Raw genomic sequence first — 14,308 nt, forward strand, 5'->3', positions numbered from 1 at the left:
GCTTCCATGCAGCATCCGTTCAAACGCTGGCGAATCGACATCTTGTTGTTCGGGAGCTTCGCCCTTCTGATTTTGCTGCTGCTTGCCGCTGTCGGCTGGGGGGCTTTCCGGCTGTCCTCGCAACAGTTGGCGGAAAACACGTCGGTCTATCAAGCCCGATTGTTAAAAGAGCTCAACCAGCAGCTCGGCATCCTGCGTCAGTCGATCGAGCAGACGTCGCTGTCCATCGCCCGCGATCCCGCATTGCTGGAACATCTGGCCATCCGCCGGGATGCGTACGCAAAATACCGGAGCTACCAAAATGTGATCAATAACTTAAAAGGTCAGGTTATCAGTTCGTCGACTATATTTTCCATCCAAATCTATATGTACGATCCGATTGTGATCGGCGAGAAGGAAGACATCGCGATGCTTCCGCACGATCGGCTGCAGGGTGAAGCCTGGTACGACCTTGCCGCGAAATCCGATTTTGTCTGGATTCCGGAGCGGGAAGTGGTGACGGATCGCGGCCGCAAAAAGGTGATCAGCTTTGCCCGCAAAATTTATGCCCCGGATCTTGCCTATATGGGGCTGATCGTGATCAATGTGAAATTGGAAGCGTTTGAATCCGTGCTGCGGCGCAACAGCGAAGCGCAGCGGCTGCTGCTTGATTCCGGAAATCGGCCGATGACGGCGGACAGCGTAACTCGGTTGACGCCGGAGCTGCTTGAGGTCGTCCGCGGGCTTGAAAAGGAAGAAGGGTATATGCCGATGAATCGCGGCGGCGACGGCGAGCGGGGGGCATCGTCCGGAGAAAAAGCGCTGATGGTCTGGTCGAAGGCGTTTCCCGACGGATGGATGCTCATCGAGATTACGCCCTGGCGGGAGATCGCTTCCGGCAGTTGGCGGCTGGCGTTGACGTTGTTTATGCTCGGACTGTCGGCGTTATTGCCGGCTCTTCTGCTTACGCTGTATTTGTCAAGGCAGTTCACGCGTCCGGTCCGTCTGTTGGTTCGCTCCATGTCCGGGTTCACCATCCACCAGCCGGACACGCCGCTGCCGAACGATTACCGCAACGAATTCGGAAGCCTGTTCGGCGGTTTCCGCAAGCTGCGGGAGAGGGTGGACGAGCTTTATGCGGCCCAGCAGGCGCAGTATGCCCGGCAGAAAGAAGCGGAGCTGCAAGCGCTGCAGGCAAGCATCAATCCTCATTTCCTCTACAATACGCTCGACCAACTAAACTGGATGGCGATCGAAGCGGGCCACGAGATGATGAGCCGGGTTCTGGAACTGATGGGGCGCATGTTCCGCACGACGTTGTCGAACGGGGAAACGTGGATTACGTTGGAGGAGGAGCTGAATCATACGCTCTGCTATCTGGAAATCCAGCAGCTGCGCTGGAAAGGGGAACTGGCGGTCGAAACGGAAGTGGAACCCGACTGTTTGACGCTGTATGTTCCCAAGCTGACGCTTCAGCCTTTGGTCGAGAATTCGATGGTTCACGGGTTTCACGGCCGACATTCCGGCACGGTGCGGATATTGGCGGATGTCCGGGATGGCCGGATAAGGTTGCAGGTGACGGACGACGGCGTGGGACTGGCGGCAGACTGGCGGGAACGCCGGAACCGGAAAACCGGCGGCTACGGCCTTCGCAACATCGAAGAGCGGCTGGACGCTTATTTCGGAATCGATTGCAAAATCGTAGCGGAAGCGCCGGAGTCGGGCGGAACCAGCGTAACGCTGTCGTTTCCGGCGCTCCGCGAGAAACCGGAAGGAGGACGCTCCCATGTGGCGGATCGCGATCATTGACGATGACCGGCAGGTGCTGGCGGGCATGAGGAACATCATTCCGTGGGGCGAGTTGAATGCCGTATACGCGGGGGAAGCGGAAGACGGGAAGCAAGGGCTGGAACTGGTTCGGCAGGCGAATCCGGACATCGTCATCACGGATATTTACATGCCTGTGATGAACGGGCTGGAAATGCTCGAGGCGCTTCGGCAAAGCGGATGCACGAGCCGGTTCGTCATCTTGAGCGGCTATTCCGATTTCGAATACGCGCGTCAAGCGCTGCGGCTCGAGGTGACGGATTATTTGACCAAGCCGGTCAGCATCGCGACGATTCGGAACGTGCTCCGCAAGGTCATTCGGAGCCTGGAGGAGGAAGCGGCCGAGCGTCAAGAACAGCATGAGTTGATGGAGCAGGTAAGCCAATTCCGGCCTTATCTGGAAAAGAATGTCTCAAGTCGCTTGTGACCGGTTCTTACGATCCCCGGTTGGAACGGATGCGGGAGTCGGGAGAAATCCGGCTTCCCGAACGGGAGTTCGTCGTCCTCGCCGTGGAGATTGCCGGGTCGCCGCGTCTTGTCGAACCGGGGCGTTCCGACACTCATCTGTTCCGGTTCGCCGTCGCGAACATTATGGAAGAGCTGCTGCAGGCGCGATGGCCCGAAGCGGCCGTGCTGGAATTGTACTACCGCTATTTGGCGGTGCTGCTTCCGATTCCGGAGCATCGTCCTGCCACGGATGAGCAGGTGAACGAATTGTGCCGGATATTGACGGACGAGATCCGGCACTATCTCCAGCTCTCCATCCGGATCGGAATAGGCGAGCGGCAGCGGGGACCGCGGCAGATCGTTCTTTCCACGGAACAGGCGTTTCAAGCGCTGACCGATGCGAGCGGTTCGCTTGCCGGAGACGATAATATCCGCCGCCTGCCGGTTATCCCGGGAGCGAGAATGGCGGGCGGCCGCATCCGGCGGGTGCCGTTTTACCAGGAAGTGGCGGAGTCGATCCGCTTGCTGCAGGAAGAGCGGACGATTCGGCGGATTCGCGCGTTTGTCGGCGAATGGACGAAGGACGGCGGCGTTTTTCCGGAGGACGTCCGGCGGATTGCGGCCGAGCTGTGGACGATATTCGCCTATGCGGTTCATGAAGAAGGGTATTCCCTGGAGGACTTGTTTGCGGATGACGCCGTCCAGCAGGAGCTTTCCCGGCTTCAGAGCCCTGCCGATCTCAGCCAATGGTTCGAAGAGAAGACGCGCTCGATCTGCCGGCGGCTGCAGCGCAACGGGGACAACCTTCGGCACCGGCAGGCGGTCGATTACATGATTGAATACATTCATGCGCACTATGCGGAGGATATTCGTTTGAGCGATCTTGCAGATCAGGTGCATTTGTCGCGAAATTACTTGAGTACGCTGTTCCGGAATGCGACCGGCGAGACGTTTCAGGATTATTTGACCCGCGTCCGGATGGAGAAGGCGAAGCGTTTCATTCTGGAAGGGAAGCACCTGATCTATGAGGTGGCGGAAAAGGTCGGATACCGCAATGTGCCGTACTTTTCCACCCTGTTCAAAAAGCATACCGGCATGAATCCGACCGATCTGCTAAAAGGTCCGATTGATGCCGCCGCTGACGGCCGGAGAAAGTCCGAACAATTCGGAACATAGTGAAATAGATTGTGCATTCCTCTCATACACGTTCCATAGGCAAACTGGTACGATGGGTTTGAAAACGAATACAAAGAAATGAAAGGGGTTACCGAAATGAAGATGACCCATCGGATGGTTTGGTTGGCGCTTGTTCTGCTGCTGTCGGCCGCGCTCTCGGCCTGTGGCGTAAAAAAGAAGAAGGCGCCGCGGCCAGCGAGCAAAATCAATCCGGCAATGTTGAAGGCGGCGCCGCGTCCGTCAAGCTGCGGATTATGTGGTGGGGACCGCAGTCGCGGCACGACGCGACCTTGAAAGCGTTGGAAGCGTATACCAAGAAGAACCCTCACGTCACCTTCGAACCGGAATTCCAGGGATTCGACGGTTATATCGATAAGCTGACGACGCAAGCCGCTGCGCGGAATACCCCCGATATTTTCCAGATGGACCCGGCCTGGTTCAAGGATTGGGCGGCAAGCAACCGGCTTGCGGACCTGTCCGCCGTAAATGTGGAAGATGTCGATCCGAACTTGCTCAGCACCGGTACGTACGACGGCAAATTGTATGCCGTGCCGCTTGGAAACAACGCCTGGGGCATCATTTACAACAAGGCGATCTTCGAAAAAGCCGGCATTCCGCTCCCGGCGGACAACTGGACGTGGGACGATTTCTTCCGGCTCATCCGGGAAGCGAAGCCGAAACTCGCCAAGGATCAATATCTGGTCAAGGATCTGACGACCGACGGCGGATTTTATAGCGCTTACCAACTGGCGAAAGGCAAAGGATGGCCCCGGACATCGGACGGGAAATTTAACTATGACAAAGAAACGTGGCTTACCTGGATGAAGACGTTTGCCGAGTTCCGGAAGAACGGGCTCGTGCCGCCGCCGGACGTCACGGTTTCCGACAAGCAGTTTGACGCCAAAGCGGATCTGCTCGCTCAGGAGAAAGTGCTGATGCGCGGCAGCCATGCGGCGGAAGTCGGCGGCTTTGACAGTCTGAAGCCCGGCCAGTTGGCGGTCATTCCGGCCCCTTCCGACCAACAAGGGTCCAGTTGGCTGAAAGCTTCGATGTATTGGAGCGTCAGTCCCGATCGAGAGCATGAAGATGAAGCGATCAAATTCATCGACTGGTTTATCAACAGCACGGAAGCGGCGGACATCCTGACCACCTCGCGCGGGGTGCCGGTCTCCAAAAAGATGCTTTCCCATCTGGAACCGAAATTTTCGGATGTCGACAAGATGGGAATCGACCTGATCAACCGGGTGGCCCAGAACGCCCAGACGTTCGATCCGGGCCCGGGCTCAAAGGGCGGCTGGTCGAAATTCGACAAAGAATACGAGAACATTGTGCAGATGGTTATGTTTGACAAGATTACCCCCGAACAGGCGTGGGAAGAGGTCGTGAAAATTTCGAAGGAGATCGAGAGTTGATCGCTGCCGGCGGCCGGCCTTTGGCCGCTCGGCGTTCGCGGGATGGCGAATGCCGCCGCCGGCAAAGCGCAGCTGTGAACCTGGCGAAGCGGCCGACCTGGCCGGTGAAGCGGTGACCCCTGCGGAACGGTGAGCCTCGCGAAGCGACGAGCCCGGCGTTCCGTCGGTACCCTTCGCCGGCCTGATTCCGTTCATCTGCAAACGATCGAAAAATAATGCTCGAAGAAATGATTTCGGTTCACGGACGTTGCAATTTCACCGCAGCCGTCATCACTTGGGCGAAAATGCATCATGCCAAGGGTCCGCTCGTCTTTGATCTCCACATCGATAAAACCTCTTTGATACTCGCATATTTGAGGTTCGAACAAACAGGCGGCCGCAAGCGGGTCGTGAAAGGTCATCACGTTGTTTTCCAGCCACGGTGAACCGAAATCTTCCACGGCTTTCATTATATCGGTGCTAAAAAGATCGGCTTTCTCGCGTCTTTGGAGCGTAAGCCTCGTTGTCACATTGAGTCCGAAAGTTCTGCGGACAGGCACGTTTGTATGGTAAACAATCGCGCAAGCGTGGGGGTCCGCCCACGAATTCCAGTTCGCCATCGGCATATCCGGACTCGTCTGCAATTCATCCGAAAATACGCCGCAAACGATATGCAGTTCTTTAATCAGTTCGGGAATTTCGGGATCGATCAGAAAAAGCAAAGCGATATTGGTCAGTTGACCGATAGCCAGAAGCGAGATTTCATGCGGATTTTCGCGAATGGTTTGACGCAAGAAATCAACGGCCCGGTACTTTTGGAAAGCCGTTTCATGTGCCCAGTTTGACAGTCTGGCCGCACCGTCGGGCTTCGGATACAGCGGGCTCGGAAGCAATGGCTTGTCAGCGCCCGCATGGATCGGAACGTTTCTTCCCGCAACCTTGCAAATCGCATCGGCGATCATCGCCCGTTTTTCAACTTCTCCGCTTACCGTTGTGATCCCCATTAATTCGCATGAGGGATGGCCGAGCAAGTATGCCAGACATAAAGCATCGTCAATATCGCCCCCTATATCGGTGTCTACCAATACTTTTTTGTTGTCACAGGCATTTCTCCTTTCCATATCTAATATCATACAATGAAATTCGTTTCGAAAGTGGTTTTCTACAGGCAAAGGCGTGGCCTTGCGGCGGGTTTGCGCGGTGGCGCAGGCCCGCTTTTTTGTTGCGGCCATGCATTTTGGCTGCAAATTCCGGCATTAGCCATCTTCCTCCGGGAACAGACAAAAAAAACGAGATTTTCTTCGAAATGTAGAAGGGCAAAGCGAATTTGCACCGAATATGAAAAAGAGGCACCACAATTGAAGGCTGTTGAAAGGAGAAGATTGCAAGATGAGCAAACTGAAAATCGGCGTCATCGGCACAGGCTCGATCTCGAACGTCCATCTTGACGCATACCGGAACAATCCGGAAGTGGAGATTTACGCCGTATGCGACCTGAACGAAGAACGGGCGAAGGCCAGCGCGCAAAAATACGGCGCCACGCATGTATTTACCGATTATAATGAACTGCTGGCGCTGCCTGAAATCCATGCCGTCAGCATTTGCACATGGAATAATACGCATGCGCCGATCAGCATTGCGGCGCTGGAAGCCGGCAAGCACGTTCTGGTCGAAAAACCGATGACCCAGACGGTCGAGCAGGCGCTGCAGGTGCAGGAAACGGTCCGCCGGACAGGCAAGGTGCTGCAGGTCGGATTTGTGCGCCGCTATGACCCGAACGCGCAAATTTTGAAGCAGTTTATCGACGACGGCCTGCTCGGCAACATCTATTACGCCAAAGCTTCCAGCCTGAGAAGGCTCGGCAATCCCGGCGGATGGTTCGCCGACAAGGAGCGTTCCGGCGGCGGCCCGCTTATCGATATCGGCGTTCATGTGATCGACGTATGCTGGTACTTGATGGGGCGCCCGAAAGTGCGCTCGATCAGCGGCAGCGCCTATCATCTTCTCGGCAACCGCAGCAATGTCCGCCATCTGTCGTTCTACAAAGCGGCGGATTACGACGCGTCGAAAAATACGGTCGAGGACATGGCCAATGCCCTGATCCGTTTCGAGAACGGCGCATCCCTGATGGTGGACGTCAGCTTCACGCTGCATGCGAAGAAGGACGAGACGGCGGTCAAGCTGTTCGGCGACAAGGGCGGGGCGGAGCTGGAGCCCGAACTGGCGCTCATTACGGAACGAAACGACATTATTATGAACTGGGCGCCGCAGGTTGACCATCTGTCGTTCAACTTCGGGGCGGCGTTCCAATCGGAAATCAACCACTTTATCGATGCGACGCTCGGCCGCAAAGAAACGCTCAGCCCGGTCGATGACGGCGTCGAGATCATGAAAATACTGTGCGGCATTTACGAGTCGGCCGAGACGGGCCGCGAGATCGTGTTCGAGGAGGCATAAGAATGACCATTACCAATAAAATCGGCGTTATCGTCGACAGCTTCGGCGTCGGCGTGCGCGAAGGACTCAAGAAAGCCAAAGCGGTAGGCGCGGAAGGCGTGCAAATTTATGCCGTATCCGGCGAGATGGACCCGGACAATCTGTCCGCCGCCGCCCGCAAGGAACTGCGCGACTACATCGATTCGCTCGGACTGGAAATTTCGGCGCTGTGCGGAGACCTTGGCGGCCACGGCTTCCAGGACAGGCAGGCCAATCCCGGGAAGGTGGAGAAATCGAAGCGGATTCTCGACCTGGCCGTCGAACTCGGAACGAATGTGGTGACGACCCATATCGGCATCGTGCCGGAGGACCCAAGCAGCGAAGTGTTTGCCGCCATGCAGGAAGCATGCGACGAGCTGGCCCGCTACGCCAACAGCATGAATGCGCATTTTGCAATTGAAACGGGGCCGGAGACGGCCGAACGATTGCTCGGTTTTCTGCAAACGTTGACGGGCAAAGGCGTCGCTGTCAATTTCGACCCGGCGAACATGGTTATGGTGACCGGCGACGATCCGGTGAAAGGCGTCTATACGCTCAAAGACTATATCGTGCATACGCATGTAAAGGACGGCGTGCGCCACAAGGAAGTCGATCCCCGCATCGTATACGGAGCGCTCGGCTTCGACAAGATGGAGCATGAAAAAATCGCCCGGATGCTGGCAGCGGGCGAATTGTTCGAGGAGCTGCCGCTCGGCGAAGGCAAAGTCGATTTCGACGCCTATTTTGCGGCGCTTGCGGATATCGGCTACAAAGGCTATTTGACGATCGAGCGCGAGGTCGGCGCGAATCCGGAGGCGGATATCCGCCATGCCGTCGAATTTATTAAACGTTACAGAGAGCAGGTGCGGTCGTGAAATTAGGATTGAGCTCCTACAGCTTGTCCCGGGCGATCGGGGCGGGCGAAATGAATATTGCCGATGTGATCAACTGGATCGCCGAGCAGGGCGGCCAGCATGTGGAAATTGTTCCGATCGGTTTCGAGCTGACAGGCAATCCGGAACTCGTAGAGCATATTCGCAAAACGGCCGAGGCGGCCGGCATCGAAGTATCCAACTATGCGATCGGCGCCCAGTTTTTGCAGCCGACGCGCGAAGACTTCAAGCGCGAGCTGGAGCGCGTGAAGGAGCAGGTCGACATCGCCGCCGCGCTCGGCGTCAAGCTGATGCGCCACGATGTCGCCTCCCTGCCGCCGGCGGAAGCGACGGACGAGCGGTTCGAGCGCGATCTTCCGGCGCTGGTCGAAGCGTGCGCTATCATCTCGGAATATGCCGAACAATACGGCATTACGACAAGCGTGGAAAATCACGGCTATTACATTCAGGCGCACAAGCGGGTGCAAAGGCTTGTCGCCGAAGTCAACCGGCCGAATTTCAGGACGACGCTCGATATCGGCAATTTTATGTGCGCCGATGAAAATTCCGTCGAAGCGGTCCGGGCGAACATCGGCATCGCATCGATGGTGCATATCAAAGACTTTTATTTGCGCGGCAAGGACCGCAATCCCGGCGAAGGCTGGTTCCGTACGGCGGCCGGCAACTATTTGCGCGGCGCCATCGCCGGCCATGGCGATATCGACCTGTACGAAGTGCTGCGAATTGTGAAATCGTCCGGTTACGACGGCTATCTGTCGCTCGAATTCGAAGGCATGGAAGATTGCCGCACCGGTTCCCGAATCGGTTTGGCCAATGTGGCGCGGATTTGGAACGAAGTATAAAAAATACTGCGGGGCGCTTATCGGCCATCGGCCGGCAAGCGCCCTTTTTCCGCAATGGCCTGCTCCCGCATCCGTCCTGTGGCAATCCGGTTTCGGAGCCTGACGATTCAGGTTCCTTGGTCGCGCAAAGTCAAGGAGGGTTAGACGATGAAGAGAAGCTCGATAACGGCTGTTGTAGCGGCGATGTCGATATGGCTCATCACCGGCTGCCTGAACGGCGGCGTTCAGGTGAACAATGGCGACGGTCCGGCCGAAAGCGCAGCAAAGCCGGTGACCATCGTCATTAACAGCCTCGGCATGACATTCCCTCCGGGCATGGACGAGAACGACAATCCTTATTTGCATTACATCGAGACCCATACCGGACTCGATATCGGCGTCGTCCTTCCGCCCCAGCAAGTGTACGAGGAAAAACTGGATGTCCTGATGTCGTCCGGCAGCGTGCCGGATCTGATTCACACGTTCGATCCCGTCTGGCTGGACGGCTATGCGAAGCGCAAGGCGCTGCTGCCGCTCGAATCGTTGATCGACCGCTTCGGTCCTGCGCTGAAGGAGCTCATTCCGGAGGAAGCCTGGGAGCAGGTGAGCTATAACGGGCATATTTATGCCGTACCGAGCCTGAACGAAGTGCCGGGCACCGAGATCGTCTATGCGCGCAAAGACTGGCTGGACCGGCTCGGGATGAAGCCGCCGGTTACGCTGGACGAATACTACGAGGTGATCCGGGCGTTTACCCTGGACGATCCGGACGGCAACGGCGCAGACGATACGCTCGGCCTCATTATGACGGAAAATTTGGGCCGTTCCGGTCCGTTCTTCGGCGCGTTCGGCACGCAGCTCGACAGGTGGCTCGAAAGAGACGGCAGGCTCGTCTACGGCAGCGTCTTGCCGGAAACGAAGGAAGCGCTCGCCTTTTTCGCACGGCTGTACGGCGAGGGACTGCTTGATCCGGAATTTCCGCTCAATCGTCTGAAAAACTTGCACGACAAAATTGAGAACGGCGTTGTCGGCTTGTATTCGGCTACCTGGTACGATACCCGCGGTCCGATCGCCGCCAGCAAAGCGAAAGATCCGTCCGCCGAGTGGATCGCGCTCCCGTATCCGACCGGCAAGGACGGCAGAAACGGCACGTATGCGCAGGAGATGATAAGGGGCTACAATGTCGTGCCGGCTGGTGCGGCCAATCCGGAAGGCGTCATCCGCATGCTCAACTTTATCGCGGGAGAAGGGCACCGGACACTCAAGCTCGGCTTCGAAAACGAGATATGGAGCTTGCAGGACGGGCGGATCGTCACCAATTTCGCGGAGCATGACAAGCATCTGTACAGAGGGATGTATCAGGCGCTGGTCGATGTGAAGGATCCCGTTCTGTTCAAGCAGCGTCTCGATTCGCTCGGCGATTTCGATCTGTACGACAACCTGCGGCGGATTGAAGCCCATGCCATCCCCAATGCGTTCACCGGCGCGCCGACGGAGGCGATGAGCAAATACAGGGCGAAATTGAATGAACTGAAAATGGAGGAGCTGTTTACGAAAATCGTAATGGGCATCGAGCCTCTCGACGCTTTCGACCGGTTTGCGGAACAGTGGCGGGAAGCCGGCGGTGATGAAATGACGCGGGAAGTGAACGAGTGGTACGCCCGGAAGAACAAGGAGAGCGAGGGAGCCATCCCGTGATTCCGTTCTTCCGCTGGCTGCTGCACCGGTTTTCCCGCAAAATTCAAGTTCGGCTGACGGTCTATTTCCTCATTATTCTGCTGCCCCTCGTCGCCGTCAGCCTGTTTGCCGTCGGCAAATCGCGCAGCATCGTGTACGATCAGGCTGTGGAGCAAAACAGGCTCGCTTTGGCCTCGGTCATGGATCATATCGATTTGACGCTGCAAAATGTGGAAGAAATCTCGACGCTGATCGCGACCGACGCCGGATTGGTGGAGATGCTGAACAAGAACGGCTCGAGCCTGTCGCCCGACATGATCGTCGATTTCGCCCAGCTGCTCAAGCAGCTGTCCAACATCGGCGCGGTCAATCATTATTTATCGCAAATATCGGTTTATCATCATGCCTCGGATATGATGATTTCGACCGATATCGGGGGCAGAAGACTCGCATCGGAGCCGCATCGGGACTGGTTCGGGCGGTTTGCCGCAACCGTCGGCACAGGCATCCGCTACGTCATGCCGGACGAGCGGGTCGCCCGGAACGAGACGTTCGGCCAAATGCTCGATACCGACAGCGTGACGCTGGTGCGCATGATGGATCTGTACAATACGGACAGACAGCCGAACGTTCTGTTGATTACGCTGAATAAGATGAAGCTGCTGCAGGCGATCAAGATGCTGCTGCCTTCCCCGAAAGCCGGCATATATTTGCGGGACGGACAAGGGCGGCTGATCGCCGGCACATCCGGAATGGACGGGATAAGCGCCGTGCCGCAGCCGAGCGCGAGCGAGCTGGAGGTAACGATCGGCTCCGGGTATTCCGGCTGGCAGCTGACCCTTATGCAGCCGAAGCGGGAGCTGTACGAAGAGACGGACCAACTGCGGATGTTTACGGTCGTCATTATCGCGGTCAGCATCCTGCTGGCCGTCGGCATCTCGCTGCTCGTCTACCGGAGCATCGCGTATCCCGTTCACAAGCTTACCCGCGGCATGAAGCAGTTCGGCGAAGGACAGCTGAATGTCCGGCTGCACAACGGCCGGAAAGACGAGTTCGGTTTTCTGATCGATTCGTTCAACCGGATGGCGGATATGCAGAAGCGTCTGATCGAGGATCATTACGAGCAGCAGCTGCGCGTGGCGAGAACCGAGCTGCAGCTTCTCCAATCCCAGATCAATCCGCATTTTTGTACAATACGCTCGATTCGATCTACTGGTCGGCGAAAAACTACGAGGCTGACGAAATCGGCGAAATGGTGATGAATTTGTCGAAATTTTTCCGCCTCAGCCTGAACAAGGGCCGGCAGTCGTTTTCGCTCGAAGAGAGCGTCTCGCATTTGCACTATTATATCCGCATTCAACAAATCCGGTTTTTGGACAGCTTTACGGTCGAATATCGCCTCGACGAGGCGAGCAAGTCCGTTCCGATCCTGAAGCTGTTGCTTCAGCCGCTGGTGGAAAATGCGATTTTGCACGGCCTTGAGGGCAAGGAAGAAGGCGGGCGGCTGATCATTTCCAGCTGGATCGAGGAGCGGAGGACGGTCAAGATCAGCGTCCGGGACAACGGCAAAGGGATGAGCGAGGAACGGCTGCAGTACGTGCAAAGCGAGCTTCAACTGATTGCCCGCGCCCATGCCCCGATCGTATCCGCGGATGGCGAGGATTGGAAAGATTTGTTCGGGCTGCGAAATGTGCTCACGAGATTGAAGCTCTATTACGGCAGCGAAGCGGCCATGATGATCGAAAGCCGGCTCGGAGAAGGGACGATCGTCACACTCGCCATTCCGTTGGAACGGTGCCGGGACAATCCGGCATCCGATGCGAACGTCCCGGCGGATCGCGGGATAGGAGAGAGAACGGCATGAATTTGATGATCGTGGAGGATGAGCCGCGGCTTCGCAGCGCGCTCGCGCATAACATGCCGTGGGAAGAACACGGGATCGAAGTGGTAGGCGCCGTCCCTAACGGACGGGAGGCGCTGAAGCTGGCGGAACGCAAACGTGTCGATATCGCCCTGGTCGATATTCAGATGCCGGAGATGGACGGACTGGCGCTCATCGGCAATCTGAGACGGCAGCAGGACAGAAGCAGGATGAAAATCATTATTTTAAGCGGTCACGACAACTTCGAATATGCGCGGAACGGGATCGAGTTCGGCGTGATGAAATATTTGCTCAAGCCCGCGGGAGAAGGAGACATTTTGTCCGCCGTGCTGAGCGCGGCGAACGAGCTGCGCGAAGACATGAAGCAGTGGCAGACCGGGGCCGAATTGCGGCAAAAATGGACGGAGCATCTGCCCCATTTGCAGAACAGCTTCTTTCAGCATTGGGTCGGCGGGAAGTACGCGCGGTGGGAAGTGCTGGCCAGAGGCGCCGACGTTCAGGTCGACGTGACGGACGGGACGCAGGCGGCCGCCGCGGTCGTCGATATCGATCCGGTGCCGGAGGACAGTCCCCGATTCGGCTCGGGCGATATCCCGCTGCTGCAGTTTTCGCTGCTCTGTCTGGCGAAGGAGCTTCTGACCCGTCCGGGCTGCTGGGTATGCGGCGATGCGCAGGGCCGCGTGCTGCTCGTCTTCCTGTTCGAACCCGGCGACGATCCGAACGATGCGATGCTGCGCATTCACGATGCCGTCGACAAGCTGCTGTTCCATACGAAGGAGGTGCTGAAGCTGACCGCCAGCGCGGGGATCTGTTCCGGCACGGGGGATATCGGCGATTTGCACCTTCTGTACGAGCAGGCTTGCCGCGCGCTGCAGGAGCGTATCGTTTACGGCCAGGGCATCGCGATCCCGTATCGGGAGCAGGAGCGGCGGGAGCGGCGGGTTCGGATCGGCTCCGGCGGGGAGCAGACGCTGGCGATCGCGCTGGAAACGGCCGACGAGCAGAAAGCGCTCGAAGCGCTCATCGTTCTGTGGAACGAAGGCTACGACCGGGCCGAAACGTCCGACGAAGCGCTGGAATCGGTGCTGCATCTGCAAAGCCTGTTCGTCCGTATCATCCAGAAGCAAGGCTGGATGGTCAAGGACGTTGTCCGCGACGATATCGTTTATTTTCAAAATGTGAAGCTGCTCGGCAGCAAAGACCAGACCTGGTCGCTCCTTGTCCGGACCGTCCGCCATATTTGCGACTATATGCAGAGCCAGCGGAAAAAGACGAGCCACCAGGTCGTAAAGCAAATCTTGAATATCGTCGAACGCGAGCTCGATCAGGAAATGACGCTGCATACGGTCGCCGACCGGCTGTACGTCAACCCCTCCTATTTGAGCCGATTGTTCAAGCAGGAAATGGGCGTTCCTTTTTCCGCCTATGTATTGGAGCGCAAGATGGAGCGGGCGAAGGCCGCGCTGCTTGAAGGCGGCAAAGTGTACGATGCCGCGCGGCGGACCGGCTACCGGGACGTCAGCTATTTCACGAAAGTGTTCCGCAAATATTGGGGCGTCACGCCCGGCGAGATGAAGCCGTGAGCGCCGTACGGCTTTAAGGCAGGCCGGCGAGCGGCGAGCGCATTGCTGTGGCTTCGGTTCGCGGCGCGGGCGCTCTGCTCGAGCGGCCGGCGAGCGGCGAGCGCGTCCCGCCCGAGGCGCAGCCGATGGAAACATTGTGTCGCTGGGTACCGAAAAA

The 14,308-nt window shown here is 57.4% G+C and carries 13 protein-coding genes; 11 read left to right on the top strand and 2 right to left on the bottom strand.

The window, feature by feature from the left end:
- The first annotated feature begins 6 nt into the window (after nucleotides 1-6).
- The 4 genes from PACILC2_RS16155 to PACILC2_RS16170 all read left to right on the top strand — a co-directional run bounded on the left by PACILC2_RS16155 (nucleotide 7) and on the right by PACILC2_RS16170 (nucleotide 4,841).
- On the top strand, nucleotides 7-1,788 hold the full coding sequence (locus tag PACILC2_RS16155) for a cache domain-containing sensor histidine kinase (protein ID WP_213529489.1): 1,782 nt from the start codon (nucleotides 7-9) through the stop codon (nucleotides 1,786-1,788).
- The gene (locus PACILC2_RS16160; RefSeq protein WP_213529491.1) at nucleotides 1,766-2,233 is read left to right on the top strand and encodes a response regulator; all 468 of its coding nucleotides are present in this window, start codon (nucleotides 1,766-1,768) and stop codon (nucleotides 2,231-2,233) included. Before PACILC2_RS16155 ends, PACILC2_RS16160 begins: the two co-directional genes overlap by 23 nt.
- Nucleotides 2,230-3,429 (top strand): helix-turn-helix transcriptional regulator, encoded by a 1,200-nt coding sequence (locus tag PACILC2_RS16165; protein WP_213529493.1) that lies wholly within the window; start codon nucleotides 2,230-2,232, stop codon nucleotides 3,427-3,429. Before PACILC2_RS16160 ends, PACILC2_RS16165 begins: the two co-directional genes overlap by 4 nt.
- A gap of 119 nt (nucleotides 3,430-3,548) precedes the next feature.
- Nucleotides 3,549-4,841, top strand: a complete 1,293-nt coding sequence (locus PACILC2_RS16170) for an ABC transporter substrate-binding protein (protein WP_244863567.1) — start codon at nucleotides 3,549-3,551, stop codon at nucleotides 4,839-4,841.
- Between the two features lie 191 nt (nucleotides 4,842-5,032).
- Here the strand turns inward: PACILC2_RS16170 and PACILC2_RS16175 are convergent, their stop codons facing one another.
- The gene (locus PACILC2_RS16175; protein ID WP_213529495.1) at nucleotides 5,033-6,052 is read right to left on the bottom strand and encodes a nucleoside hydrolase; all 1,020 of its coding nucleotides are present in this window, start codon (nucleotides 6,050-6,052) and stop codon (nucleotides 5,033-5,035) included.
- Between the two features lie 157 nt (nucleotides 6,053-6,209).
- Here PACILC2_RS16175 and PACILC2_RS16180 point away from each other — a divergent pair, with 157 nt between their 5' ends.
- The 7 genes from PACILC2_RS16180 (at nucleotide 6,210) to PACILC2_RS16205 (ending at nucleotide 14,151) form a co-directional block, all read left to right on the top strand.
- On the top strand, nucleotides 6,210-7,277 hold the full coding sequence (locus PACILC2_RS16180) for a Gfo/Idh/MocA family protein (protein ID WP_062495180.1): 1,068 nt from the start codon (nucleotides 6,210-6,212) through the stop codon (nucleotides 7,275-7,277).
- A 2-nt stretch (nucleotides 7,278-7,279) separates the two neighbouring features.
- Nucleotides 7,280-8,170: a sugar phosphate isomerase/epimerase family protein gene (locus PACILC2_RS16185; protein ID WP_213529497.1), complete on the top strand. Its 891-nt coding sequence runs from the start codon at nucleotides 7,280-7,282 to the stop codon at nucleotides 8,168-8,170.
- A complete protein-coding gene (locus PACILC2_RS16190; protein ID WP_213529499.1) occupies nucleotides 8,167-9,030 on the top strand; it encodes a sugar phosphate isomerase/epimerase family protein in 864 nt (287 codons plus the stop codon). The genes PACILC2_RS16185 and PACILC2_RS16190 overlap by 4 nt, the downstream gene beginning before the upstream one ends.
- 147 nt (nucleotides 9,031-9,177) lie before the next feature.
- A complete protein-coding gene (locus PACILC2_RS16195; RefSeq protein WP_213529502.1) occupies nucleotides 9,178-10,707 on the top strand; it encodes an extracellular solute-binding protein in 1,530 nt (509 codons plus the stop codon).
- A complete protein-coding gene (locus PACILC2_RS16200; RefSeq protein ID WP_307860610.1) occupies nucleotides 10,704-11,945 on the top strand; it encodes a cache domain-containing sensor histidine kinase in 1,242 nt (413 codons plus the stop codon). The genes PACILC2_RS16195 and PACILC2_RS16200 overlap by 4 nt, the downstream gene beginning before the upstream one ends.
- On the top strand, nucleotides 11,873-12,550 hold the full coding sequence (locus PACILC2_RS28760; RefSeq protein WP_307860611.1) for a sensor histidine kinase: 678 nt from the start codon (nucleotides 11,873-11,875) through the stop codon (nucleotides 12,548-12,550). The genes PACILC2_RS16200 and PACILC2_RS28760 overlap by 73 nt, the downstream gene beginning before the upstream one ends.
- Nucleotides 12,547-14,151, top strand: a complete 1,605-nt coding sequence (locus tag PACILC2_RS16205; protein WP_213529504.1) for a response regulator — start codon at nucleotides 12,547-12,549, stop codon at nucleotides 14,149-14,151. Before PACILC2_RS28760 ends, PACILC2_RS16205 begins: the two co-directional genes overlap by 4 nt.
- On the opposite strand, the gene PACILC2_RS16210 is transcribed toward PACILC2_RS16205, so the two are convergent.
- Nucleotides 14,091-14,308, bottom strand: a 218-nt coding sequence (locus PACILC2_RS16210; RefSeq protein WP_213529506.1) for a hypothetical protein, incomplete at its 5' end; no start/stop codon positions are given. The two genes, PACILC2_RS16205 and PACILC2_RS16210, sit on opposite strands and share 61 nt — an antisense overlap.

This window comes from Paenibacillus cisolokensis (genome assembly GCF_018403665.1).
In the GTDB taxonomy this organism is placed as follows: Bacteria; Bacillota; Bacilli; order Paenibacillales; family Paenibacillaceae; genus Paenibacillus_AH; species Paenibacillus_AH cisolokensis.